This is a genomic window from Pseudobdellovibrio sp. HCB154, assembly GCF_046267985.1.
Taxonomy (GTDB): Bacteria; Bdellovibrionota; Bdellovibrionia; order Bdellovibrionales; family Bdellovibrionaceae; genus Pseudobdellovibrio.
This window is the reverse complement of sequence record NZ_CP176530.1, coordinates 1,767,275-1,791,193: the sequence shown is the minus strand read 5'-3', so window position 1 is coordinate 1,791,193 and position 23,919 is coordinate 1,767,275. Positions and strand designations below refer to the sequence as shown.

Annotated in this window: 22 protein-coding genes; 10 read left to right on the top strand and 12 right to left on the bottom strand. The window is 37.5% G+C overall.

Features of this window, described 5'->3' with window-relative positions; translation table 11 throughout:
* Positions 1–40 precede the first annotated feature (40 nt).
* Complete coding sequence (locus ACKWCF_RS08745) at positions 41–2,944, top strand: M28 family peptidase (RefSeq protein ID WP_409477195.1); 2,904 nt, start codon at positions 41–43, stop codon at positions 2,942–2,944.
* A gap of 83 nt (positions 2,945–3,027) precedes the next feature.
* Positions 3,028–4,395 carry a hypothetical protein gene (locus tag ACKWCF_RS08740; protein ID WP_409477194.1) on the top strand — a complete coding sequence of 456 codons (1,368 nt, stop codon included), beginning with the start codon at positions 3,028–3,030 and terminating at the stop codon, positions 4,393–4,395.
* A gap of 13 nt (positions 4,396–4,408) precedes the next feature.
* Here ACKWCF_RS08740 and msrA read toward each other — a convergent pair whose 3' ends face one another.
* Together msrA and ACKWCF_RS08730 are read right to left on the bottom strand one after the other, a co-directional pair.
* On the bottom strand, positions 4,409–4,966 hold the full coding sequence (msrA, locus tag ACKWCF_RS08735) for a peptide-methionine (S)-S-oxide reductase MsrA (protein ID WP_409477193.1): 558 nt from the start codon (positions 4,964–4,966) through the stop codon (positions 4,409–4,411).
* Positions 4,963–5,442 carry a helix-turn-helix domain-containing protein gene (locus tag ACKWCF_RS08730; RefSeq protein ID WP_409477192.1) on the bottom strand — a complete coding sequence of 160 codons (480 nt, stop codon included), beginning with the start codon at positions 5,440–5,442 and terminating at the stop codon, positions 4,963–4,965. Before ACKWCF_RS08730 ends, msrA begins: the two co-directional genes overlap by 4 nt.
* 130 nt (positions 5,443–5,572) lie before the next feature.
* Here ACKWCF_RS08730 and ACKWCF_RS08725 point away from each other — a divergent pair, with 130 nt between their 5' ends.
* From ACKWCF_RS08725 to ACKWCF_RS08715, 3 genes are all read left to right on the top strand, one after another.
* Entirely contained in the window at positions 5,573–5,881 is a 309-nt protein-coding gene (locus ACKWCF_RS08725; RefSeq protein WP_409477191.1) for a hypothetical protein, read from the top strand.
* Positions 5,878–6,813: a tyrosine-type recombinase/integrase gene (locus ACKWCF_RS08720; protein WP_409477190.1), complete on the top strand. Its 936-nt coding sequence runs from the start codon at positions 5,878–5,880 to the stop codon at positions 6,811–6,813. The genes ACKWCF_RS08725 and ACKWCF_RS08720 overlap by 4 nt, the downstream gene beginning before the upstream one ends.
* A gap of 174 nt (positions 6,814–6,987) precedes the next feature.
* Positions 6,988–7,767 (top strand): TIGR02147 family protein, encoded by a 780-nt coding sequence (locus tag ACKWCF_RS08715; protein WP_409477189.1) that lies wholly within the window; start codon positions 6,988–6,990, stop codon positions 7,765–7,767.
* Between the two features lie 3 nt (positions 7,768–7,770).
* On the opposite strand, the gene ACKWCF_RS08710 is transcribed toward ACKWCF_RS08715, so the two are convergent.
* Both ACKWCF_RS08710 and ACKWCF_RS08705 read right to left on the bottom strand, forming a co-directional pair.
* On the bottom strand, positions 7,771–8,787 hold the full coding sequence (locus ACKWCF_RS08710; protein WP_409477188.1) for a hypothetical protein: 1,017 nt from the start codon (positions 8,785–8,787) through the stop codon (positions 7,771–7,773).
* 5 nt (positions 8,788–8,792) lie between these two features.
* Positions 8,793–9,284 carry a hypothetical protein gene (locus ACKWCF_RS08705; protein WP_409477187.1) on the bottom strand — a complete coding sequence of 164 codons (492 nt, stop codon included), beginning with the start codon at positions 9,282–9,284 and terminating at the stop codon, positions 8,793–8,795.
* Between the two features lie 161 nt (positions 9,285–9,445).
* On the opposite strand from ACKWCF_RS08705, the gene ACKWCF_RS08700 reads away from it, so the two are divergent.
* From ACKWCF_RS08700 to ACKWCF_RS08680, 5 genes are all read left to right on the top strand, one after another.
* Positions 9,446–10,312 (top strand): radical SAM/SPASM domain-containing protein, encoded by an 867-nt coding sequence (locus ACKWCF_RS08700; protein WP_409477186.1) that lies wholly within the window; start codon positions 9,446–9,448, stop codon positions 10,310–10,312.
* Between the two features lie 243 nt (positions 10,313–10,555).
* Positions 10,556–12,247, top strand: coding sequence for an aminotransferase class I/II-fold pyridoxal phosphate-dependent enzyme (locus tag ACKWCF_RS08695; protein ID WP_409477185.1), 1,692 nt, complete (start codon positions 10,556–10,558; stop codon positions 12,245–12,247).
* Positions 12,248–12,346: 99 nt separating this feature from the next.
* Positions 12,347–14,107 (top strand): ATP-binding protein, encoded by a 1,761-nt coding sequence (locus ACKWCF_RS08690; RefSeq protein WP_409477184.1) that lies wholly within the window; start codon positions 12,347–12,349, stop codon positions 14,105–14,107.
* The gene (locus tag ACKWCF_RS08685) at positions 14,104–15,306 is read left to right on the top strand and encodes a response regulator (RefSeq protein WP_409477183.1); all 1,203 of its coding nucleotides are present in this window, start codon (positions 14,104–14,106) and stop codon (positions 15,304–15,306) included. The genes ACKWCF_RS08690 and ACKWCF_RS08685 overlap by 4 nt, the downstream gene beginning before the upstream one ends.
* Before the next feature lie 7 nt (positions 15,307–15,313).
* Entirely contained in the window at positions 15,314–16,264 is a 951-nt protein-coding gene (locus ACKWCF_RS08680; RefSeq protein WP_409477182.1) for a succinylglutamate desuccinylase/aspartoacylase family protein, read from the top strand.
* On the opposite strand, the gene ACKWCF_RS08675 is transcribed toward ACKWCF_RS08680, so the two are convergent.
* From ACKWCF_RS08675 to ACKWCF_RS08640, 8 genes are all read right to left on the bottom strand, one after another.
* Positions 16,247–17,407, bottom strand: coding sequence for a putative porin (locus ACKWCF_RS08675; protein WP_409477181.1), 1,161 nt, complete (start codon positions 17,405–17,407; stop codon positions 16,247–16,249). The two genes, ACKWCF_RS08680 and ACKWCF_RS08675, sit on opposite strands and share 18 nt — an antisense overlap.
* A 230-nt stretch (positions 17,408–17,637) precedes the next feature.
* Positions 17,638–18,780, bottom strand: a complete 1,143-nt coding sequence (locus ACKWCF_RS08670; protein WP_409477180.1) for a Fic family protein — start codon at positions 18,778–18,780, stop codon at positions 17,638–17,640.
* Positions 18,781–18,795: 15 nt separating this feature from the next.
* Entirely contained in the window at positions 18,796–19,812 is a 1,017-nt protein-coding gene (locus tag ACKWCF_RS08665) for a hypothetical protein (protein WP_409477179.1), read from the bottom strand.
* A gap of 154 nt (positions 19,813–19,966) precedes the next feature.
* Positions 19,967–20,380, bottom strand: coding sequence for a hypothetical protein (locus tag ACKWCF_RS08660; protein WP_409477178.1), 414 nt, complete (start codon positions 20,378–20,380; stop codon positions 19,967–19,969).
* Positions 20,381–20,390: 10 nt separating this feature from the next.
* The gene (locus ACKWCF_RS08655; protein WP_409477177.1) at positions 20,391–21,533 is read right to left on the bottom strand and encodes a PQQ-binding-like beta-propeller repeat protein; all 1,143 of its coding nucleotides are present in this window, start codon (positions 21,531–21,533) and stop codon (positions 20,391–20,393) included.
* A gap of 7 nt (positions 21,534–21,540) precedes the next feature.
* Positions 21,541–22,227, bottom strand: coding sequence for a hypothetical protein (locus ACKWCF_RS08650; RefSeq protein ID WP_409477176.1), 687 nt, complete (start codon positions 22,225–22,227; stop codon positions 21,541–21,543).
* A 31-nt stretch (positions 22,228–22,258) separates the two neighbouring features.
* On the bottom strand, positions 22,259–23,374 hold the full coding sequence (locus ACKWCF_RS08645) for a Glu/Leu/Phe/Val family dehydrogenase (protein WP_409477175.1): 1,116 nt from the start codon (positions 23,372–23,374) through the stop codon (positions 22,259–22,261).
* Positions 23,375–23,482: 108 nt separating this feature from the next.
* The gene (locus tag ACKWCF_RS08640; protein ID WP_409477174.1) at positions 23,483–23,917 is read right to left on the bottom strand and encodes a hypothetical protein; all 435 of its coding nucleotides are present in this window, start codon (positions 23,915–23,917) and stop codon (positions 23,483–23,485) included.
* Positions 23,918–23,919: the final 2 nt, after the last annotated feature.

Here is a 23,919-nt window from a genome sequence, read left to right as displayed (position 1 = left end):
CCTCATACAGTTTTTTAATACTTTAAGGATTACAGTTTATATGAAGAATTTAAAAAATCTAATCAGAATTTCAATTTTACCGTTGGCAGCGTGTGTTTATTTAGGAGTGGACCTTTTAAGTGAAGATCCAAAACTAATTTCGAACAGTAAACAGATCACATTTGTCGGACCAAAATCGGGCGAGGGTTATTTTAGCGCTGATGGTAAGAAGATGGTTTTTCAATCTGAACGTGAGCCGAATAATCCATTTTACCAAATGTTTATTCTAGATCTTGAATCAGGAAAAGTTCAGCGTCTATCGCCAGGAACCGGTAAAACAACATGTGGCTGGGTTCATCCGAATATGCAAAAAGTGATGTGGTCATCAACTCACTTAGATAAACAAATTCCTGCTAAGGTTAAAGAAGAATACGCTTTGCGCGCTAACCCAGTAAAAGGTCGCTACTCATGGAGCTTTGATGAGTATTTCGATATTTTTGAATCTGACCTAGAAGGTAAAAAAACAAAACGCCTGACAAAAGAAATGGGTTATGATGCCGAAGGTTCATATTCTCCCGATGGAAAATACATCGCTTTTGCTTCAAACCGTATAGCTTACGATCATAAATTAACACCTGATGAAGAAAAAAAGTTTAAACAAGATCCTTCGCATTTCATGGAAATTTATATCATGAAAGCTGATGGCACTGACGTTAAACGTTTAACAACAAGCCCTGGTTACGACGGTGGCCCATTCTTTTCAGCGGATGGCAAAAAAATCACTTGGCGCAGATTTTCTGAGTCGGGGGCATCGGCAGAAATTTTCACAATGGATGTTGATGGTAAAAACCAAAAACAAATCACGCGTTTAAATTCGATGTCATGGGCACCGTTTTTTCATCCAAGCGGCGATTACATTATTTTTAATACGACAGTGGGCGGTTATTCAAACTTTGAATTATTCATTGTCGATAGCGAAGGTTTAAAAGAACCAAAACGTGTGACGTTTGCTGAAGGTTTTGATGGTCTAGCAACATTTTCTCCGGATGCGAAAAAAATCACTTGGTCACATAAAAATGAAAAAGGCGAAAGTCAGATTTACATTGGCGACTGGGATGATGCAAAAGCTAGAAAGCTTTTAGGTTTGCCAGAGGCTAAACCTGCATTAAAAGGCCAATTAACTGATCTAGCTTCGCAAATTCGTGAAGAAGATGCGAAATCAATCGTTTCTTACTTAGCAAGCGAAGAATTCAAGGGTCGCTATACAGGCTCTGAAGAAGAAAAAATCTATACACTGAAAATAGCTGATCTTTTTAAGTCTTGGGGTTTAGTTCCGGCCAACGGAAAGGATTTTATTCAAACTTTTGAATTTGTTTCTGGCGTTGTCGCTGGTGAAAAAAATAAAGCTGAGTTTAAAGGACGCTTTGAGCAAGGCTTAAAATTAGGTGATGATTATCAATTAATTTCTTATTCAAAAACTGGCGCTTTTACAGCGGCTCCGGTTGTGTTTGCAGGATTTGGTATTAAAGCTCCAGCTCACAGTGAGTTTGCTGGTTTTGATTCTTACAAAGATTTAGATGTTAAAGGTAAGTGGGTTGTTATTTTAGATGAAGCCCCTAAGCCTTCTAAAAAAGAATTTTCTAAGCATACATACTTGTTATCTTTCTCTCGCTTGCAACATAAGATTACGGTAGCTAAAAATGCCGGCGCTTTTGGTGTTATTTTAGTCGAAGAAGGAAAAGATAAAAACAAAGTCAGTGAATTAAAATTTGCCGGTAGTCTTTCTGATTCGCAACTTCCGATCGTTAAAATTTCTGTAGGTGTTTTTGAAAAACTTATTAAAAATACTTCAGATAACAAAGATTTAGCCACTTATGATCAAGTTAAATCGACATATGATACTTATGATTCGGTTAAAGGATTTAATCTAACTTCTCAATATTTTACCGCAAATATTGATTTATTGTCGAAAAAATCTGTAGGCCGCAACGTGATTGCTAAACTTGAATCTGCGAAAGCTTTAAAAACAAAAGCTGTTTTAATCGGAGCCCATGGAGATCATTTGGGTCTAGGCTTGGCGGGCTCATCTTTAGCGACTAACAAAGATAAAGATAAAATTCATTACGGTGCTGATGATAATGCTTCAGGTGTTGCCGGTGTTTTAGAATTAGCTAATTACTATTCTCAAGCAGCTCAAAGAAAAGAACTTAAGCGCCCGCTTTACTTTGCTGTTTGGTCTGGTGAAGAGATTGGTGTTCTTGGTTCACATCATTATGTTAATCAATTTAAAAAATTAAATGATGTATTCGTGGCTGGTTTAAATATGGATATGATTGGCCGTCTTCGCGACAGCTTAAATATCCAAGGTGTTGGATCTGCAGAAGGTTTTAGAGCTTTAGCTGAATCGGCTACGGTTAAAACAGGTGTTCCATTAAATCTAACGTCTGATCCGTATTTACCAACAGACTCGATGTCGATTTACTTGGCTGGTGTGCCTTCAATTTCTTTCTTTACGGGTGCGCACAGTGAATACCATACGCCAAACGATAAGCCTGAAACGATCAACTACAAAGGTTTAAACGATACAATTAAAGTTGTTCAATATTTCGCAGATGCGATTGCGATGAATGATAAAGATGTTCTTAAATATGAAAAAGTTGAAAGCGATCAAGGCAAACGCCTTGAAGGCAGAAGTTTTAGAATTTTCTTAGGAACAATTCCTGATTACACACAAGAAGGTGTCAAAGGTGTTCGTATTACAGGCGTTGCGAAGAATTCGCCAGCTGAAAAAGCTGGTCTAGTTAATGGTGATATCATCACTGAGTTTGATCAAACTAAGATTGAAAATATCTATGATTACGTCTACACTCTGCAATCTGTTAAGCCAGATGTGAAAACTAAGATTATGGTTTTGCGCAATGGCAAACCTGAAGCGTTAGATATCACACCGACCCTAAAAGACTAAGGTCTAGAATAATATAGGTCTAGGGGACGCCTCCGATCATTATTGTTACGATATTAAGTAATCAATTAATGGTTGGAGGATCTATGCACGGATCTTTAAAAGTTGTACAAGGGATTGTCTTACTTAGTTTCGTAGGATTGATGTTTTCATCCTGCGGCGGCTCGCAGACTAGCTTAAGTAGTAGCGATGCAACTTCTGGCACCACAACCGTAGATCCAACACCGACTTCTTCTGAAGGTGAATCTATAGAAGAAGAAGAAAAAAATGCAACTATTCCAGCGGGATATAGTGCTTCAAATCTTTTTGTGACTGTTCCTGATACAGAAGATTATACAACATTTACCACAATCACTGGGGCTCCTGCTCAACGCTGCTCTTTTACTTCGTCTTCTGTTGTTAATGATATCACCTGTAATGTAGAGATTGGCGAGTTGGCTTTGTTTTTTAATGGAATTAAATTTCAATATAATGTGCCAGCTAACGCATGTAAGTACATTAGTACATACCCATATTGGTTTTATAATTATGAAGTTTCAACAGGTCCCCAGGCTGTCTCTATGACGATTACAAAAAGCGCCAGTGGAGTTGTAACCAGTTCGCTCTGTCAGGTCACTAATAATGGCGTTAGCAGCTCGGTAGTTGCTTGTGATAATACATCGTCAAATCTTGATTTTAATGATGTCACTTTTGATTTAAGCGGAGAAGGTTCGGCGATTTGTAATTCAGATACGTCTAACGAGGATGGCGGCAGAAATTGTTGCTTTGGTAAATATGATCTCTCAAAAAAAGTAATTAATGATGGTGTTGAGACAAATACTTTTGAGCGTGGCAAATCTTGGGGTGGCTCGGCTTCTTTATGTATCGGTGGCCCAGGTGTGACTAGCTGGGAGGAGTTTGATCGGGATGGTCTTCCGGTGCCTGTGCTTGAGAAGATGACAACGAATGTGGCGCGCACAAAAATTTATAAGGTGAAAAGTGTTTCAAAGTCGGTAAATGGAGCTCCAAGTAATTATGTGGTAGCTAACCATTTTACTCTTGGGGCTCATAATCACACAGGCTACCATTCGTCATCAGGTACAGCTTCTGTGTTACCGTATTTCGTGGACCCGGTCAGTGATCGTAATGGCAGTTATGTTCCGCCGGGAAATCCGTATTATCTTTTTGATTGTTTGGATGAAGCCTTCGAAACAAATTTTCGCATCCGCATGGTTGTACAAGAGTGGGATACGATGGATGCATTACAAACTTATATCTCAACAGGTGTGTCAGCTGTGGGGCCTGATGAAAATGGCACTGCGCCGGCTAACTGCCCGGGTATATCGGGCGATAGCTGTAACACGGCCTGGGATAGTGATGATTTTATCCTAAGGAATAGTGAAATTCCGGGCCAAACTTATAATATTACGGATCCGGAACAAAGAAAATATTATTTCCCACGAGATACTTACTAGGTCTAATTAATTCCTAAAATTCAATCTTTCTTTCAAAATGGCAGGTGTATCCTGCCGGATTTTTTACTAAATAATCCTGATGATAATCTTCAGCTTTTGTCCACTTTGAGCTTGGAGTTACTTCTGTAACAATTGGTTTTTTCCATGCTTTTGATTTATTAACCTTAGCAATTGTATCTTGTGCAGTCGTGCGCTGTTTGTCTGATGTGTAGAAAATCACGCTGCGGTATTGGCGGCCTTTGTCGTTACCTTGTTGATTCATCGTCGTTGGATCATGAATCTTAAAGAAATAAAGAAGCAGTTTTTCATAAGATAATTTCTTCGGATCAAAATCAATTTTCACAGTTTCGGCATATTCGGTTTTTCCGGTTTTAACCAATTCATAACTGGCATTCTTTTCTTCGCCACCCATGTAGCCCACTTCAGTGTGGGTAACTCCTGGGTGTTTGCGAATTAAATCTTGAACACCCCAAAAACATCCTCCACCTAAATAGGCGGTTTCTGCCAAAGCTGCCAAGCTCATCAAGCTAACTGTTAAAAAACTTAAAATTAATTTTAGTGTAAATTTCATAAGGCATTATCCTGTTCCGGCGTATTTTTTGCGGCCGATTTTTGCGAACTTGTAATATAGCGTTTCACCTCTGATTCGGGGATTCTTCGGTGTCCGCCTTCAGTGGTATAACAAATAATTTTCCCTCGATTTATCTCTCTTCTTAAAGTGTTTTCGCTGACTGTTATATGTTTTTGGACAGCACGGCAAAACTCTGGAAGGCTGTAATCTTTCTCAGGTGTTTTAAGCTGTGTCTTGATTTGCGATGCGTTGGGGATCCATTTTTTAGTTTCAAGGTGTGAAACCGAATCTGCCAAAACTTCCGCGAAGATTTTCCAGATAATTTCTTTATTTTGCTCTAAGTTTTTCGTTTTAAAAAAATCATTCGGAAGAGGAACCTTAGCATCAATCCCTAAATCTGGAACTGAAACCGTTAAAAAACCATGAATATGCTTGAAGATGATCGGATAAGTAAAATCAGTGATGTTATTTTTCATAGGTCTAATCTTCCAAAACTTCCATCTTTAAATCAAGCCTAAAAACGAAAATTCAAAAACTTTTGAGTTAACATAAGTTTAGTTTTGTTAATCTATTGCTTTTTATATTATATATGACAAAATTAACTATATGAAAAAAATGTTGATTAAGGTCAAAAAAATGCAAGATTTCATCGATTTATTTACGGGGCTTTCAAAGCAACGCCTAGAGCTGCTTTGGCAGATTAAAAGCCTTCGTCCGGGGTCGGTTTATGAACTCGCAAATGCACTTCAAAAATCTCAACCTTACATTCAAAAAGAGGTTAATTTTCTAGCTGAAAAGGGGTTATTGACGCTGAAAAAGACCAAATCAGACGGGCGCAATCGCGTTAAACCCGAAGTTAATTACCAAGTTCTATCATTAGAAATGGATTTCATCGGTGCCGGAGATAAAGAATGAGTCGCGATCTAGTTATCATTCAAGAGAACAACTTCTTTTCTGATAAAACTCAATTATCGACAAACCTTCAGTCTGAAGAATCGATTCAAATCTGGGCTTGGCTTAATCAGGGTCATTTCTCTGATCGGACGAAAAAGACCTATATTCGTATTGTAAAAGACTTTCTAACGTTTAACTGGCATCTAAGCTTAAAACAAATTACCCCAGCCTTGGTGACGCTTTATCTTCGTAAAAAAGATAAGGTGGCAGCTTCTACGCGAAATTTGCACCGCAATTGCTTATCGTCGCTATTTCAATATTTAGAAAACGTAAGCTACATTCAGAAAAGTCCAGTTAAAGTCGTAAAGCAAGAAAAGGTCACAGAAACATTCCATTATAAAGTTTTATCTATCGAGCAAATTAAACGCATGACCGAAAAGGTTGGAAGCTCTCGTGATCGTTTAGTTCTACAAATTCTCTACTTCACTGGTCTTCGAGTCAGCGAGCTATCAACGATTAAAGTGAAAGACTTTTCAGTATCATCACAAAAACGTAACACTCAAGGTGCTTATTTAACGGTGGTTGGTAAGGGGAGTAAGATTCGCACAGTTTTAACAGGAGCTTACCTTTGGAAAGAGATTAGAAAATATATCAAAAAAGCTGATCTTCAACCGAACGATTATATTTTTAATTTTGAAGGGGCTCCGCTTTCTAGAATTACGATTTTTAAAATTATCAAAAAAGCCACTCAAGTTGCGGGGATTAAAGTCCCGGGCGGAAAAACCCCATCTCCTCACTGGTTCAGACATACCTCGGCGATTCATGCGCTTGAAAATGGAGCTGATATTCATGTGGTGCAAACAACCTTGGGGCATGCGTCACTGGCTACAACGGGACAGTATTTGAAATCCCGTCCGGTAAAAAGTAATGCTAGTTATTTGAAAAAGGTTTAAAGCGAATATATTTGACCGGAGATCGGCTAAATCTCACTCGAGAATCGGAAATATTTTTGGAACACTGTTTGGAACGCTTACAGTGGAAAACACTCGTTTCTAAGTTTTGTGTTTTTTAACAACGACACAAAATTTAACTTGTTTGGTTAATTTCTAGTTTAATATAGTTGCTTCATGACAGAAGCCAATTTCGCGACATTTTTAAATAGTGAACTTGTAAGAAGACAAACAACTAACACGAGCTACTCATTACGCGCCTTTGCTCGCGACTTGAATATTGAGCCATCGCTTTTATCGAAAATTTTACGTAAAAAAATTCCTGTAACTTTGAAAATGTTAGAGCGCTTAGCACCACCAGCAGGTCTAATTGAACCGGATTTAGCAGCGTACCGCGAATACGTAAAAAGTGCTGAAGGCATGAAGCATTTTGACAGTCTTCAAGATAAACAAATCCGTCACGAAGAGTTTAAATTAATTCAAGACTGGTATCATATTACAATTGTTGAGTTAACGCTTCTTTCTGACTTTGAACCGTCAGCCGCGTGGATTTCAAAAAAGCTAGGAATCAGTGAATCAGAAGCTTCAATGGCGGTTGAAAGATTAATTACGCTTGGATTTTTAGAAAAAACTAACGATGGTTATTTTAAAAAATCTGGCCACGGTAGCCCAGGGTTAAGAATCGTTTCTGATGATTATCCGTCTTATATCAAAGCCTTACGTCAATCGATTCATCAGTTTGGTGATAAAGCGATGGAAGCTATGCATGAGATTTCTCCTTCGCATCGGGCAAATACAACGCTAACTGTAGCGATAGATTCTTCATTAGTGGCCGATGCGAAAAAGAAAATTATTAATTTCACCCGTTCTTTAGTGGACGAGTTAGAAAAGAAAAGTAAAACCAAAAACCATGTTTATGAGTTAATGGTTTCTTTTTTTCCTTTAACGAAAGACTAGAATCTATTTTTGTAACGGCTTTGGCTCACTGAATTTAAGCGATTTTAAAATAGCCAAAGCTTCTGCTAAACCTTCAGTCGAAGCCATATTTGTTTTTTGCGATAAGAGCTTAGTTAGTTCATTATAGTTGCGCGATTCGCAGCTTAAGTTGGTATGAGTTAGTTCTTCAATCGATTGCAACAATAAACCTTCGGCTTCGTTAGAGACTTCAGACGTCATAGATTGTTGTGTCCAACGCAGAACATTTCTCATGTCGCTATTAAAGTAACCATCATGTTCATCTAACGATGGTACAAATTGATTATCTAAAGAGATAGAAAACGCTTTGTTTGTAGCCTCTAGAATTAATGATCTGGCTTTTGCATCATTCATATAATGGGTCATAAACCCATGATCAAAAGCACTAGGTGCTGCTTTTTGAATATTTGGTTCTAGTGCAAGCGGCGTAAGGTCTCCAATGGGATCAGTCGTAAACGTAAAATAAGGGCCATCACGATACACCGCTTGAGCAGGGGTTGCGACAGAAACCATTTTTGTTGCCGGCGTTCCGAGGTCATTAAATGCAGATAAAGTATAAAAATTTCCCTGAGAGTGAGCCACAGTCACTACGCTATATCGCTTATTAATAAAGTCCTGATACGTCTGAATTTGTTCGGCCAAATCAGCATCGCGAGCAGTTTGATCAGAAATACTGTCTTTTAAGTTATTATGAGCATAAGGGTAAACTTTGGCTACGTTAGACCAGAAAGCTTCGCCGGTTGATGATATGTACTGTGTATAAACTTCGTAGACCTGGACTAAAAGTGATTCACTCGTGTTGTAAGCTAGGTGCGATAAATGAATTGGAGTATTTGGGTATTTGTTAATATGCATTATGCGAAAGCTATCTAAGTTTTTCTGCGCTTCCCATTTTTCGTTAAACATTCCGTTGGCATAAACTAAAATATTTTCTGGATTACCACAGGTTGCAAAAGCTATTTGTGAAAATGAAATGCCTAGTAAAAGAATAATTAATTTCATAAGTCCTACTTGTGGTTATTGTATTTACAATAAAATAAACTTGAAGATGGAATCGGAATCATTTTTCCACTTAAAGCGGCGTTGTATTTAATATAAAGTTTCTGGCGGGCGGGGTTTGAAATAACCATGTCTCGTAACTCGAGTGACCGGTTTCTTTTCCATTCGTCTTCATCTGGGTGCTGAGCTCTTTCGGTGGCCAGCATGCAGGCTAGAGCTTCAGTCATAGCTTTATCGCGCTTTTCAATATCGACCGAGGGGTCTAAAGAATTCTGTAAAGCGATGGCGCCTTCAAAAGCTGCTTTACGCATGTCTGGATGTTCGTTTCTCCATTTCTCTTCAATCTTTTGTTCAACGTCATCCCAAACACCGTTGCGGTTGATATCAATCGCCTGAATTGACGAAGTCTGCATATTCTTGGGGGTTGGTGTAAGCGCCGTACAGCTTCTCATAATGAACATCGATATCAAAATAGTTAATAAATCACTAAACCACTGCATATTTCCTCCTAAGGCATTTCAGGTGCACATAAGAGGGCATTTACAAGCCCGCGGCCAAGCCAAGTCTATTTAATGAGATGTGGGGTTGAGAAAGAGTCTGTATTTCCTAAAACCAAGAATTTTAATAGAAAATACTGGAAAAAACAGATACTTAAAGCTCTATGTTCGAGCGTATTTATATTGAAATTAGCAATATCTGTAACCTACAGTGCACATTTTGCCCTGAGGTTGTACGCGATAAAAAAGTGATTTCAGTTGAAGAGTTTAGAGCTCACGCCATTCAAGCTAAGCCCCTAGCAAAGCAAGTTTGTCTGCATTTAATGGGCGAACCCTTGGGGCATCCACAGTTTGCTGAAATCGTTAAAATCTGTGACGAGTTAGAGTTAAAAATCTTTTTAACAACGAATGGCACATTAATTAAACGTCACGCAGAGACTATTTTAAACTGGAAACATTTAGAGCAAATTAACTTTTCTGTGCATTCGTATTTTGCAAATACATCACGTCAGACGTTAGAGCAGTATCTAAATCCAATCTTAGATTTCTGTGAAAAATCATTAGAAAAGAAAAATGATTTTTATATTAACCTTCGCCTTTGGAATTTAGCCTCTGTAAACGCACAGTTAGACCAAAACCTGCAAGTTTATGATTTAGTCGAAAAACGTTTTAACGTTTCGTTAAATGAAAATGTCGATGTGCGGGTGCAGAAATCAAAGAAGGTTAAAGATAAATTGTACTTACACTTTGATACTGAATTCGAGTGGCCTACATTAAAGCGAGAAGTTCTTTCGACTAAAGGCACTTGTTACGGCATGCGAAAGCAATTAGCCATTCATGCTAATGGCGATGTGGTTCCGTGCTGCCTAGATAAAGAAGCCGTATTAAAGCTAGGATCCGTTAAAGATGGATCTTCGCTTCGTGATATTATGAAATCTGACCGCGCCCAAAAGATTAAGTCAGGTTTTGAACGCGGCGAGCTTTTAGAAGAGCTTTGTCAGAAGTGCCAGTACGTGGAACGGTTTGGCTAGAATCTAAGATCTATAAAATTTGTTTAAGAATGGTGTTTTTACTTCAATTCATTAAAACGGATATTCGAATCGAATTGGGATTTAGGCGGCGCGGAAGAAAGCGCTACTCCTTGCTAGTAGATGTTTTTGGAGCATTTTGTTAATTGAAGCTAATATAGTAACGGCTATAACGCTATTAATGGACCATGGTCGAGTTAACTGAAATTAAGTATATGTCGAAAACTAAACATAGAGGTGCATCCTATGAGTAGTCTAGATAAGCAAATTCGTTCGCGTCGTTTTAAAGTTAAAAATGATTCAGCTTTGAAGTTAGTTGTTGATTATATCAACGGCGATCAAGTTGAGTTTTCAGTTGTTGAATGTTCTCAAACAGGTCTTAAGTGTCACACTACTTATGCATTCTCTGAAGAAGATAAAAACAATCCTGGGCAAATAGTTTCGGCTTCAAAGTTAGTATGGGACTCTAAAGAATACGGATTGGGTCGCATGGTTGTTAGACGCATACAGGCCGACGGTTCTGGAGCTTCTGTAGCATTTTCAACGATTGATATTAAAGTTCCAGTAAACTCACATCTCACTAAAGTTTTAGATATTCGCCTAGAAGTAGAAGATGATGCTAAAACGGAAGAGTTAAGTTCGGACAAATTTTCATTAGCTCACTTCGTAGAAAGCGAATATTCAAATGTTGATCTCTTTGATCGCATGAGAAAATTTGATGTGTTTCGCGCTGAATGGGAACGCAATAAAAAATATGGTTATAAAACGGTGCGTGAATCTTCTAAGGGTGAAAGAGTTAATTTATCACGAGCTAGGAAAGGCAATCGTAAAGATTATATCGTTATGGGCTCTAATGACTATTTAGGGCTTGGCGCTCATCCTGAAGTTGTTAAGGCAGCTCAGAATGCAATGAATGAATATGGGTTTGGCTCTACAGGATCGCCAGTTACGACCGGCACAACTGATTTACATCTTGAACTTTGCGATCAAATTGCGAAAATTCATAAAAAAGAAGCTGCTATTTTATTTAACTCTGGTTACGCAGCAAATATTGGTATTATTTCTGCTGTGACTGCTCCGAATGATTTAATTGTTGCGGACATGTTATGTCACGCATCTATTCAAGATGCGATGCAAATGTCAAAAGCAACATCACGTTTTTTCAAACATAATGATGTAGCTCATTTAGAAGCGATCCTTCAAAAAGAAAGACAAAACTACAATGGTTGTCTAGTGATTACTGAAGGTGTTTTTTCGATGGATGGAGATACTGCGAAATTAGACGAAATTTTCTACGTCGCTAGAAAATATAACTGCCGTATTATGGTGGATCAAGCTCATTGTTTCGGTGTAGTGGGTCCAAACGGTTTCGGAATTTGTGAAAAATTCAACTTACTTAAAGAAACTGATATCATAATGGGAACATTTTCTAAGATCTGTGGTGGTATCGGTGGATTTGCCACTGGCTCGACTGAATTAATTGAGTGGCTTCGTGCTTTCAGTCGTGCGCAGGTTTTTTCTGTAAGCTTGCCACCATCTACAGTTGCAGCTGTAAGTAAATCTTTAGATATTTTTGTAAATGATAAGGATCTTGTAAAACGCCTACATTCAAACATTCAACATTTTGTTAAAAATTTAGAATCAATTGGCTACAAGTTTAAAGATACTCAAGAAAGCGCAGTTGTCCCGGTAGTAGTGGGTGACGAGAAAAAGCTGGGTGAAATGTATCAAAGTCTTTTAGATGATGGTGTACTTTGTATTCCAATTGTATATCCAGCAGTGAGCAGAAAAAATTGTCGTTTTAGATTTACAGTGATGGCAACTCATTCGAAATCGGATCTGGATTATGCTACAGCGTGTTTGGAAAAAGCAATGCTAAAGGCTGGTTTTTCATTCTCTCAAATTGAGAAAGAAGAACCGAAGAAAAAAGCAGCGTAGATAATGCACGAGTTTTTGGTTTCACTTTTACTAAGCTTCTCGAGCTTTTTAGGTATTCAAACGGTACCCGCGAATACTGACGGCTGGAGTGTAAGTAAAGTGTGGAATCAAGTCGGGGAAAAATGGGAGTTTTCCGCTTCGAGCTCTGAAGTAGCTAACACGTGCGGGGAAGGAAAGTCTTTAGTTTTTCCTCAAGTTGTGCATGGAATTCATACCATTCATATTAATAACGAATTATTTTTACAAACTGGGGATGATTCGTTTTCTAAAACATCTGCATTTTATTCAAGAGCTGTAGTAGATTGTAAGTATATCAAAAAGAATGCAAAAGTAGATTGGCATGTTATTACATACTCAAAATACTTTGCAAGAATCAATAAATTTCCTTCCGTTGAGAATACAACAGCTAAATACTATTTTTTTGATGTCATTCTAAATATTTTATCCGCAGGATGCTTATTAATTTTAGCTGTTTTCTCTTTATTTATTTTTTCTCGTCGCGTAGAGAATAAATATGTCTTAAGTCTTTTTATAGGATCTGTTTCGTTTGCTACTTACTCAGTATTAACGACAGCGAATATTTTCGATTTTGACATTAGAATGATCTATGCCCACAAAGTAGCAGATGTATTCGTGTGGATAGGTTCGTACAGTTATATTTATTTTTTTCATAAATATGGTTATTTAGGAAAAATTGAACTTCGGTCGTTTATCGCAGCATTCATCTTGGGTGAGTCTTTAATTATTTTCGGCGGAAGTCCGGATGTTGTCCAGTTAGGTACAACAATTCCCATTCCATTTGCTTTTATTTGTCTTTCATCCTTTTTAATTCATTCTATAAATGAAGGATTTAAAAAAGGGTTTGATAGAAATATTAAATTAGGAATTTTTTCAATTTCTATTTTTGTTTTAGCTGGAATGAATGATTTGCTGCATATCACTGGTTTAATTGATTCATACATGATTATGCCATTGGGCTCAGTTGCCGGAGTTTTCTTTTTAGCAGCTGCGGTAAATCAAAACATTGAAGTAACCTATGTAGAGCGTGATGAGCTTTTAATTAATCTTGAAAATAAAGTTATTGAAAAGACGAAGCATCTAGAAGAGGCCTTAACTTCTTTAAAATCGACGCAAGCTGAACTTGTACAGTCAGCAAAATTGGCATCTCTTGGTACTGTAAGTGCCGGAATTGCCCATGAAATCAATAATTCTATTAATTACGTAAGTGGCGCAATTATTCCACTCGAGAAAAAAGTTTATGCCATGATACCAGAAACAGCTGACCGAAAAATGATAGAAAAGCTCTTTGGCGCAATTAAAGAAGGTACTTCTTTGACTGTGGATATTGTTAAAAGTTTACGGAATTTTACAGGTTTAAATCAGGCGGAATTTAAGGAAATTAGAATTCAAGATTCGGTTCACTCTATTCAAACTATTCTGAAAAGTAAGCTTAGAGGGATTGATTTTAAATATGAATTTTCGCCAGACTGTATAATTCACGGAAATTTAGTTGGTTTTAATCAAGTATTTATGAATTTAATTTCTAATGGACTTGATGCTTTAGACAAAAATGAGAAGTTCATACATATTAAAGGTTCTGTAAGCGGTAATCAGATTGTTATTTCAATTAAAGACAATGGTAAAGGCATAAAAACAGAAATTCTTAATAAAATTTTTGATCCTTTCTTTACGACAAAAGATGTAGGTAAAGGGACTGGGCTAGGGCTGCATATCGTCTCTAAAGAGATTGAGCGACATGGTGGTCAAATTAAAGTGTTTTCAGAATTAAACGTGGGAACTGAATTTTTAATTACACTTCCTGCATTTGTTGATTCCAATAAGATAAGGGAGGCCGCATGAAGCCCTTAGTAGTTTATGTTGATGATGAACCAATGAATTTAACAGTTTTTGAAGCTGCGATGCCAGAAGAATGGGAAATACAAGTATTTGATAGTCCATTGAAGGCTCTTGATGCTTTAACTAAATTAAATCCTTGCATTGTTGTCTCTGATCAAAAAATGCCAGGAATGGTCGGCGTTAATTTTTTAGAAATAGTTAAAAGAACTCATCCGTCAACAAAAAGAGTAATTGCAACCGGTTATTCAGAAGAAGATTTAGTAGTAGATTCAATTCGAAAAGCTGGCGTTCATGATTATATCAAAAAACCTTGGGATGTTGAAGATCTTATCCATAGATTAAAATCTGTTATGGAAACGTATAATTTAGAAAAAGAATTATTTGAAAAAAATAGTTTATTAGAAAAGCAAAATAAAGACCTTCAAAAAATGACCGAAGATTTAAAGCAGGCCAAAGCAATTGAAGAACAAGCGCGTAAAGAGCTTGAAGCGTGGGCGCCACCTTTTGTGCTTTCTGCTATTCAGAGTAATTCTTTTAAGTTTCCAATGAGACGAGATTTGGCATTAATTTGTTTTGATATTATTAACTCTTCTGAAACTCACGATATTACAATTGATGGCGCATCAGTTAGATCTGTTATCTTAAAAGGATTCTCAGAGTCGGTATTGCGTCAAGGTGGATGGCGAGAGTCACACGCCGGAGACTCGGCTTACGCTCATTTTGGATTGCTTGAATCGACTTCTAATCCTGTAGAATCTGCTTTAGCTACCGCAACAGAGTTCAGAAGTTTCTTAAGAGCTTTAAATTTAAAACATGGTCTAAAAATAGAATGTGGAATCGGGCTGCATCTGGCAAAAGATGTATCTATCAATTTACATGAAATTGAAATTCAGACTCTTCGAGGAACTATTAAACAGAAGTCGTTTGACTCAACATCACCAGATGTTGATCTAGTTCATCGCTTAGAAAGTTTTACTCATCAGTTGCCAGGCTCGAACGTTGCGATTTCTGAATCATTTGCAAAATTGATTATTGATAAATTACCACAAGCTAAAGATCTTGGTAATTTCCAGTTAAAAGGTCAAAAGGCGCTAACAAAAATTTATTTAAAGGCCAGCGACCAGGTAACTGAGCAGCAAATTACTGAAATTAAAGAAAAGTCTGCAGCAAATAGTGACTCGCCTGATAAAAAGACAGCATAATCGCTAAATGACCCAACACGAAGCCGAACTAGAAAAATTCAAAACTCTTCATAATCGGTTTCGTGTGCAGCCGGGGTATAAGTCTATTGATCATCACGGTTTCACGATGTCTGAAAATCCAGATATTCTTTTTACAGCACTTGTTCATGGTAATGAAGTGATTGGTCTTCAAGTGTTAAACTTATTTTTAGAAAAAACACTTAAATCAAATCACAAAGCGCCGTATACATTTGCCGTTCTTTTGTGTAACGTTCCGGCTTACGATAAAAACCAACGTTTTATCAATAAAGATTTGAATCGTAGTTTTCAGGCGCCGATTGATACTCCTAAAATTGAAAAAGGGCAGGAATACTACCGGGCCCAGCAGATCGAAGACATCATCCAAAACTTGCAGCCTCGTTTTATCATCGACCTGCACCAGACCACCGAACCAACGCTTTCGCCGTTTTTTATGTTACCCGAAGAAGAATCTCTGGTTTTGTCGGCATCAGTGATCTGTAAAGAATGGCCGATTATTACTTTTGATCCGTCTGGGTTTTCAAAAGACGGAAAGACCTTAATGGAATTTGCTAGGGGAGAGAATATCCCTGCCCTAGTTATCGAGATCAGTCAAAATGGCTTTGATTTAAACCTTGCTAAATCGATCTGTGAGCAGCTTTTCTATCTAAATGCTGAAGCTATCATAACCCCACCTAAAAAAGATGATGTGAGCTATTTTAAGATCACTCAGCATCTAACTAAATTCATCGTGGGTTCAGAGCTTATGCCTGGTTTTCAAAACCTGCAGCCAGTTAAAGAAAATGATATTTTAGGAATCACCCCAGCCGGTAATGAATACTTTTGTCCAGCTGATGGTATATTTATTTTTCCTAAATACGGCCATCAGGCTGAAGTGTCGACTGAGCTTGGGTTAATTGCGACACCTCGTAATTTTTTACAATTAAAAGCTGATAGTTAAATCTAAATGCGAAACTTTAAAATCAGTCGGTGAAGTTTCAACATTCTTTTCAAAGTCATAAAGCGAATAGTTAATCACAGCATTTTTATTAAGTTTATAACCTAATAAAATCACATTTCCGCGTGAATTAGCCACCCCACCAGCTTGATCGGCGCTTGTGTAAATAGCTAAAACCGCATCGCTTTCAATAGTTTGGCGCATTACGCTTAAGCTAAATTTTTCATATGAAAAAACCAGACCGAAAATTTGAGCTTCATTTAATGAATCAGCCTCGTTGTTTTTTAAGTGTTCGAAAAACAATGAAACATCAAACGGGGATTTAACCCATTTAATTTCTGCACTCGTTTGCAGAATTTCGTAACCATTTAAATAGTTTCCAGAACCATCAGCAGTATTTCCTTTAAAGTCGGGTGCTGTTTGAACTGTTAAATCATTTGGTTTTGAACCTTTAATATCTGTATAGGCAAAAGTTCCTAGACCTAACTGAGTAGAGAAGTCTGAATTGATTTTATAATTTAAAGTAGCTTGCGCGACATTTAAAAAAGAATCCGTTAAATCTTCGCCGGCTGTGCTGTTATATTTTTCGCGCACCCACAATGAAGCTAGATTTAAATTTAATTCTAAAGCTTTTTCTAAGAATAACTCGCGATATTGAACACCTAAACCTTCAGGGGCAATATCACGATCAAGAATAACTTGGTTTTTTCCTGCGGTATAAAAAAATTGCGGCATTTTACCTAGAAAAAGGCTTAAATTTTTCTCTGGTAAATAAGTAACATAAGCTTGATCTAAACCAATAGCATATCTAGGTGATCCTTGTGTTGAAGTTCCGCCGTCAGCAATTGTCGTGTTTCCACTGTTATTGTTGTTTCCGGTCATCAAACGATATGTGAACTTTAAATCAGACTGAATCTGAAAAGTTTGCCCCACACGAAGCATAAGGCGATGAACTCGGCGGGTTTGTTTTGAATTATCCTTAGTTTCTTGATGGCGATATCTAAAATCTCCAGAAAACTTATTTGAAGGGGTAAATTCAGTTATGGCTAAAGGTGCTGAAACCATGGCCGTATTTGAAACCGATAAATCTTGGCCATAGCCATGAATTGATAGAAAAAAAGCTGCTAATGATAAGGTTAAACGCATGAATTTATCTCCCATTTGATGTCGTTGTACTTATGTCTTGGACAGAAGTCTTAACGTGAATATTTAGAGTGTTCACGTTAAGCTTCGATTAAGAATACTATTTTTGCTATTTAGGAGCAAAAATAGTAAGAAAATAGCAGTTAAAGCTGATCTACAATAGGTTTCTGATAAGTTATATTATGTTGCATCGGGTTTGTATCACAATACAACAGTCTAGGATTTAAAGCGAATTAACCGCCGTTTTGGATCTGTTGTTGTTGATATTCATTTTCGTCTTCATCAGCAGAACCTTTATTTAACTCATCGATTGTGCGGCATGATCTAGGAATTCTCCAGCCATCACGTTTTTTGATACACATTTCTAGCTCAGTTAACATTGAATCAAGCTTATTATAGGTATTTTCAACGTATTTTTCGACTTCTTCCATGGCATCGTTTTGTAAATCACCAGCAGGAACAAATGGTAAGCCAAAATTAGCCATAATTAACTCTTGGATACCACGTGAAGTACGGCCATTTCCATCAGCGAAAGGATGTGTACTTACGAACCATTTTTGCACAACAGCAGCTAATTCAATTGGTGCTAAAACCGGTTCGCCACGTTGATAAGCCTCAAGATTCGATTTGATAAAGATACGAATCCATTCGATTTGATCGCCAACATGATTTGATGGGCTATAACCAATAAAAACGCCATTTCCATTACGGCAAGTCGCAGATGAAACATACATACCCGACTTTAGGTCGGCGCGACGGGGATTAGGGCCATTTTCTTTTTTAACGATATCAGAAAACTCAACACCTAACAAAGACTCCCAGCGTTTTTGAAAACGCTCCATCGAATCTTCAGAGCGTTTGATACCTTGACGGTAGTTATTTTCATTTTCATTACCTGCGCAAAAGCCTACGCCTTTATCAAAATTTGAACGAAACTCACCCGGCTTTTTGCTTTGATCAGTGATTCTATCTTTAATACTCGTTGTGCCATCAGTTAATAAAACCGTATTGATATGTGCAAAAGTAAATTTATCAATCGGTTGGCTAAATAAAATGTTTTTATTCTGCTTATTTCTAAATAAAGAATCAATTCCGCGCTCCCATACACGCCAAGTCGCCGGAGCTGGATCATAAATTTCTAGGGGAGCCTTTTTAAAGGTTTTAGCTTTTTCCCACGAATTACGATCGATAAAACGAAGTACCTTGTACTCCCCGATTTCATCGACATCGACACCGATTTTAGCGTATTCTTCGCGAATTTTAGCCAAACGATCCTGCATCCAGCAGTCGCGCGAAAACTTTTCGATAACAGCATCACAAGCTAGGGCTTGTTGTGCGCTTAAGAAAATAATGATCGTGGCTAAAAGCTTTTTCATAAAAAATCCTTACTACTATTTAATGCAGTCGAAAGTTTTTGAACGAAGATCTAATAATTCATTTTGGTCTACATACGTGTTGTTAATAGTGTTTTTAATTTCAGAGTAAGTTGATTTCATCAACACTTTGTCTTTTGAGTTATAAGCTGTTTGATATTGTTTTTCTAAGGGGCGTAATGGTTGTAAAACGCTAACTAGTTTTTTATTACGAGCTAAAGCTTCAGTTTCTTGAGCGTCGAATTCAACACCAGTGGCATCGTTCCAGTAAACCATTGTTACTGATTTGATTGCGGTCGCTGTTTGCGCGCCACCTACATAAACTAAAGCCGAATGATGAATTTTACCGCCGTTAGTAGCTGTATTACAGAACATTGAAGTCCCCGCTTGCCAACCGTATTCAGTCATCGCGATACCTTGTTGGTTAAAGATATTATGAACGATTTTTCTAAAAGCTGTGTTTTGCGCTTCAGCCATATATTGTAAAGTGTCGCGCCAGAACCCTTTTTTCTTAGCTTGAAATAATTTAGCCACATCAGCTTGTTGCATGCCTGTTTCAGAAATAATGGCTTGTAATGTTTCAGGACGTAACGCCACAGAATCAATTAAATCTAAATAACGAGTTCCTGCATTGAAAGTCACTTCAATCATCGTAGAACCAAAGTTAGCTCCTGTATCAGCAGCCGCTGCCGGAGATGAAGCAAATGGATCAACCGCGAAATACACACCAAGGCCCGCGTTCGCTAAGTAAGTCGTATTATTTTTTAAATCCCAGAAGCTTGCGGCCATTTGTTTTATGCGGTTATTAACCATGTCGTAACGGTTATTAGCCTTTTTTAAAGATGTATTTTTAAGTTGGTTACCATTTAAATTGATACCGAAATAATGATAAAGGCGTGTTTCACGAGGAAGAGTTTTGATAGCTGGCTGTAGATCTTCAGTTAATAATTGCTGAGCTGAGGCTGCAAAAGCATTTGATGAAAGCGTTAAAGCAAAACCTAGGGTAAAGGCCTTTAATAAACGTGAAGATGACATAATAGCTCCTATTGGTTTTTGTAACCAAAAGGCTATTTTGCGATACCAAGGCCAAGCTAAAAACCACCCTATTCGAGATGATAGGCAAGACCTGTCTAACTGTTTTACAATGAAACGTTCTAGGCTGGCAGGGCTACTTCCCCGCCTTTAAGTATTAGTTATTTTTCCACTTTTTAAAGCCAAGTTTTTCGGCCTTAGTGAAATCAGATTCGTTGATTTCAAAGACGTTGCAGTTACCCGTAGGAGCGCCGCAAACTTGAATACGGATTAAACCATCATGTTTATTTTCAGCCGAATAAACCTTGATATCACCCAATTGCTTTTGCATTTCTTCTGGCTTAGTTCCTGTGCCTTGTTCGCATTGAACAGAGCCATCAGCTTTATAAACTTTAATTTTTTTAATCTGATTTGTCATATTTGTAGTTGGAGAAATTGTTGTCTCACCTGCAACAGGCTGACTTACTTTAGCCGTGTTATCTTGCGAAGAGATTGTTTCGTTTGGTTTACATGTTCTTGTGGAGCATGAAGATAAAATTCCCAAAAACGCTAAAACTAAAATCAATTTCATAAATACCTTATTACTCTAAGAATGAAAAATTAGAATTTTTATTCGTGTATTCAACCATTAAGCCGTACACATTAGCTTCGCCAGAAATAAAATAAACACGTTTGTTTTTATCTGTCGTTAAACGACCTAAAACCCCGCGACCTGGATCGAAAGTTGATTTTAATTGGCCATTCATTAAATCATAAAATAAAACAGCGCCTTGCGATTCACCCACAACGATTAAACCTTTGTGTGCGATAGGTTCTGTGCTGATACCTTGAAGATTTGAAACTTTCCAAATTAATTCGCCAGCTTTTTTAGTCACAACCATTAAGTGACCTTTTGAAGATGAATAAACTAAACGATCAGAAAAAACTAATGGCGGTGTGGCTCCCCCGAAATCAGATTTCCATAAGATTGATCCTGTCGATTTAGAAACCGCATATAATTTGTCATCGTAACTGTTGATATAGATTGTATCGCCATCAATAACGGCTGAAGCATCGATATCTTTAAATTTTGTATTACGGTTTAATAAAACTTCCCAATTTGGAGTTCCCGTTTTCGCATTTAACGAAACTAAAGATCCATCACTGAAACCTTGATAAATTTGCCCAGCTGAATACGAAGGTTTTGCTCCCCCGCGAATTGTCATTTGAGCTGATGTATCTTGGCGGTTGTAAACCCAGATTTGACGGCCGTTAGTTGCATCTAAGCAGTATAAAATATTAGAACCACTTACAAAGAAAACGTGACCGTCTTGAATTAACGGTTCAGCCACAACTTCAGATCTTGTGTCAAATTCCCAAACGATTTTTGCCGTATCTAAATCAATTGAATAGAATACGCCATTTAATCCACCGATAAATAAACGTGAATTAATCACAGCACCCGGAGCTTCAACCCCTTTAGGAATCGCAATAGACCATTTTTTTGATTTATCTAAGACATCGTAAGCCACTAAGCCTTCAAGCCCGTTAGCAACGATGATCAGGTCTTTATAAAGAACAGGAGCAAACCGATTAATCTTACGATAACCTACGTTTGGCTCTTTTAAAGTGTCCTGAACCCAGAAGGCACTTACCTTTAGATCGTTTTTTTCACCGTTGTTTTTTTCAAGATGTTGGCAGCTGGTTAAACTTAAGCCTAAAAAGATAAGTGCAAATTTAAACATATAAATATTATGTTCCAAAAGATTTGTTGAATTGAATTACACGTAGAATTCTTTCAGCTTCACGATTTGATTGGCCAGTTTCATCCGCTTTATCGTTTTTAACTTGGTTTAAAATCTCTTCAGCTTTGCTCAAATCATTCATTTTCTTGTAGCAAAGAGCTTGATTGATTTTTGCTTCTGCATGTAAGTAAGAAGAAGCTTTAGAGCCTAAAACTTTACTCCAGATAATTAAAGCATCAGAACATCTGTCTTGATCAGCAAAGCTTTGAGCGATTTTCATGCGCACTAAAACGTTAGATAATAAGTCAGATTTAGTCTCTACTTTTTGAAGTAATGCTAAAGCATCAGTGCCTTTATTTTCTGAAGTTAAGATATCAGCTAATTCAAGACCTGCGATTTGAGCAGCTACTGTACCAGTGTTTTCATTTACGAAAGCTTCAAGCTCAGCTTTTAAAGCGTTTACATCAACAGGAACCGAAGCAACTTCTTCTTTTTTGTCTGCAGATTTATCAGCCGCTTTAAATTTGTCTTCTTTGTATTTTTTAACTTTAGCATCAATCGCAAAGAATTTTTCCTGAGTGGCTTTTTCTTTTCTGATCGAGTTTTGAGTTACAAGTGTACCGATAAGACCAGCAACTACTACTAGACCTGCAATACCTAAAATTCCTTTTGCGTTTTTCTCTAAAAATTCCATTTAATTCTCTTTCTTCTCTAAGGTGCAATAATTATCTGTTGTTAACTTCTTTTAATGTCGTAAATGCGCGGAATGATTTACCAGGGTGACGCTGTTTAAGTTTACCAATTGTGTTGATACGCTCTTCAGCCATACGGTCAGCCGCAGTATGAGTTCCGATATTATCGCGTTTAGCGATTTCAAATACTTTTTTACAGTTATCGTAAACCTTACGAGTTTTTTCAAACGCGCGGTCTGGAGAATAACCTTCAAGTTCTACGAATACGTTCATTAAACCACCGGCATTAACCACGTAGTCTGGAGCGTATAAAATACCTAATTCACGTAAATGATCACCGTGACGAGCTTCTGCTAATTGGTTATTAGCTCCGCCGGCGATAACTTTACATTTAAATTTAGAGATTGTTTGATCATTAACGATGGCGCCTAAAGCACATGGAGCTTGAATATCGCAATCAACCGCTAAGATTTCGTCAACAGCCACAGCTTTTACGCCGTATTGATTAACGATTTTAGCTGTTCGAGCTTGATCGATATCAGCAACAGTGATGATCGCACCTTCTTCAGTTAAGTATTTAACTAAGTTAGAACCAACGTTACCAAGACCTTGAACCGCAACACGCATACCTTTTAAAGCATCAGTGCCGAATTTTTCGTGAGCCGCCGCTTTAATACCCATTAATACACCGTGAGCTGTATACGGAGATGGATCGCCAGAACCACCGAAATCTTTAGGAATACCAGTTACCCATGGAGTTTCCATGTAGATATATTCCATATCTTTTTCACCAGTACCTACGTCTTCAGCAGTGATGTATTTACCATTTAATGAATTTACGAAGTGGCCAAACGCACGGAACAAACCTTCAGTTTTTTGTGTTTTAGGGTCGCCAATGATAACTGCTTTACCGCCACCTAAATTAAGGCCAGCAGCAGAAGCTTTGTATGTCATACCTTTAGAAAGTCTTAATACGTCAGTTAAAGCTTCGTCTTCGTTTTTGTAGTTCCACATACGTGTACCACCAAGAGCCGGGCCTAACGCCGTATTATGGATAGCGATGATAGCTTTAAGACCAACATCTTTATCGTGGCAAAATAAAATTTCTTCGTGTTCACCGTGTTTTGCGATCATTTCAAAAGTACCCAAACGAAACTCCTTCGATATCTTGGTATATGTCCAATTTATGTGAAGTAGTTTTGCCATTTTAGACTCAAATGACAACCGATAATCGCTACGCCTATCGCTTAGCGCCAATTACAGACTAAGTTCTTTAATTTTAAGCACCACTTGTGGCTGATCTTTGTGAAGAAAAATGATTTTGAAAAAAGATTGATAATCTTTAACGGGAATTAAAATGCGGCCGATTTTAGATTTAATTTTTTGATCGTTTTGACCGCAGTTAAATTCAAGAAAAGCAGCCACATATTGCTTTACGCCAAGAGCGAGAACTTCAAATTGCCCAGAACATTCACATTTAAAATCTGTGGAATTCTTAACATCACCAGACAGTAAGGTTTTCTGCTCACCATCAAATGATACGGTATTTAAAAGCTCTTTGTTTTTTCCGAGGGTTTCAAAAGAAACAGCCAGATTTACTGGCTGTCTTTGGGTCTGTTTTTTAGCTGTGTTGGCTGCAAAACTAGATAGTGAAAATGTTAAAATAAAAGCGAACGATTTAAGGGTTTGCACCC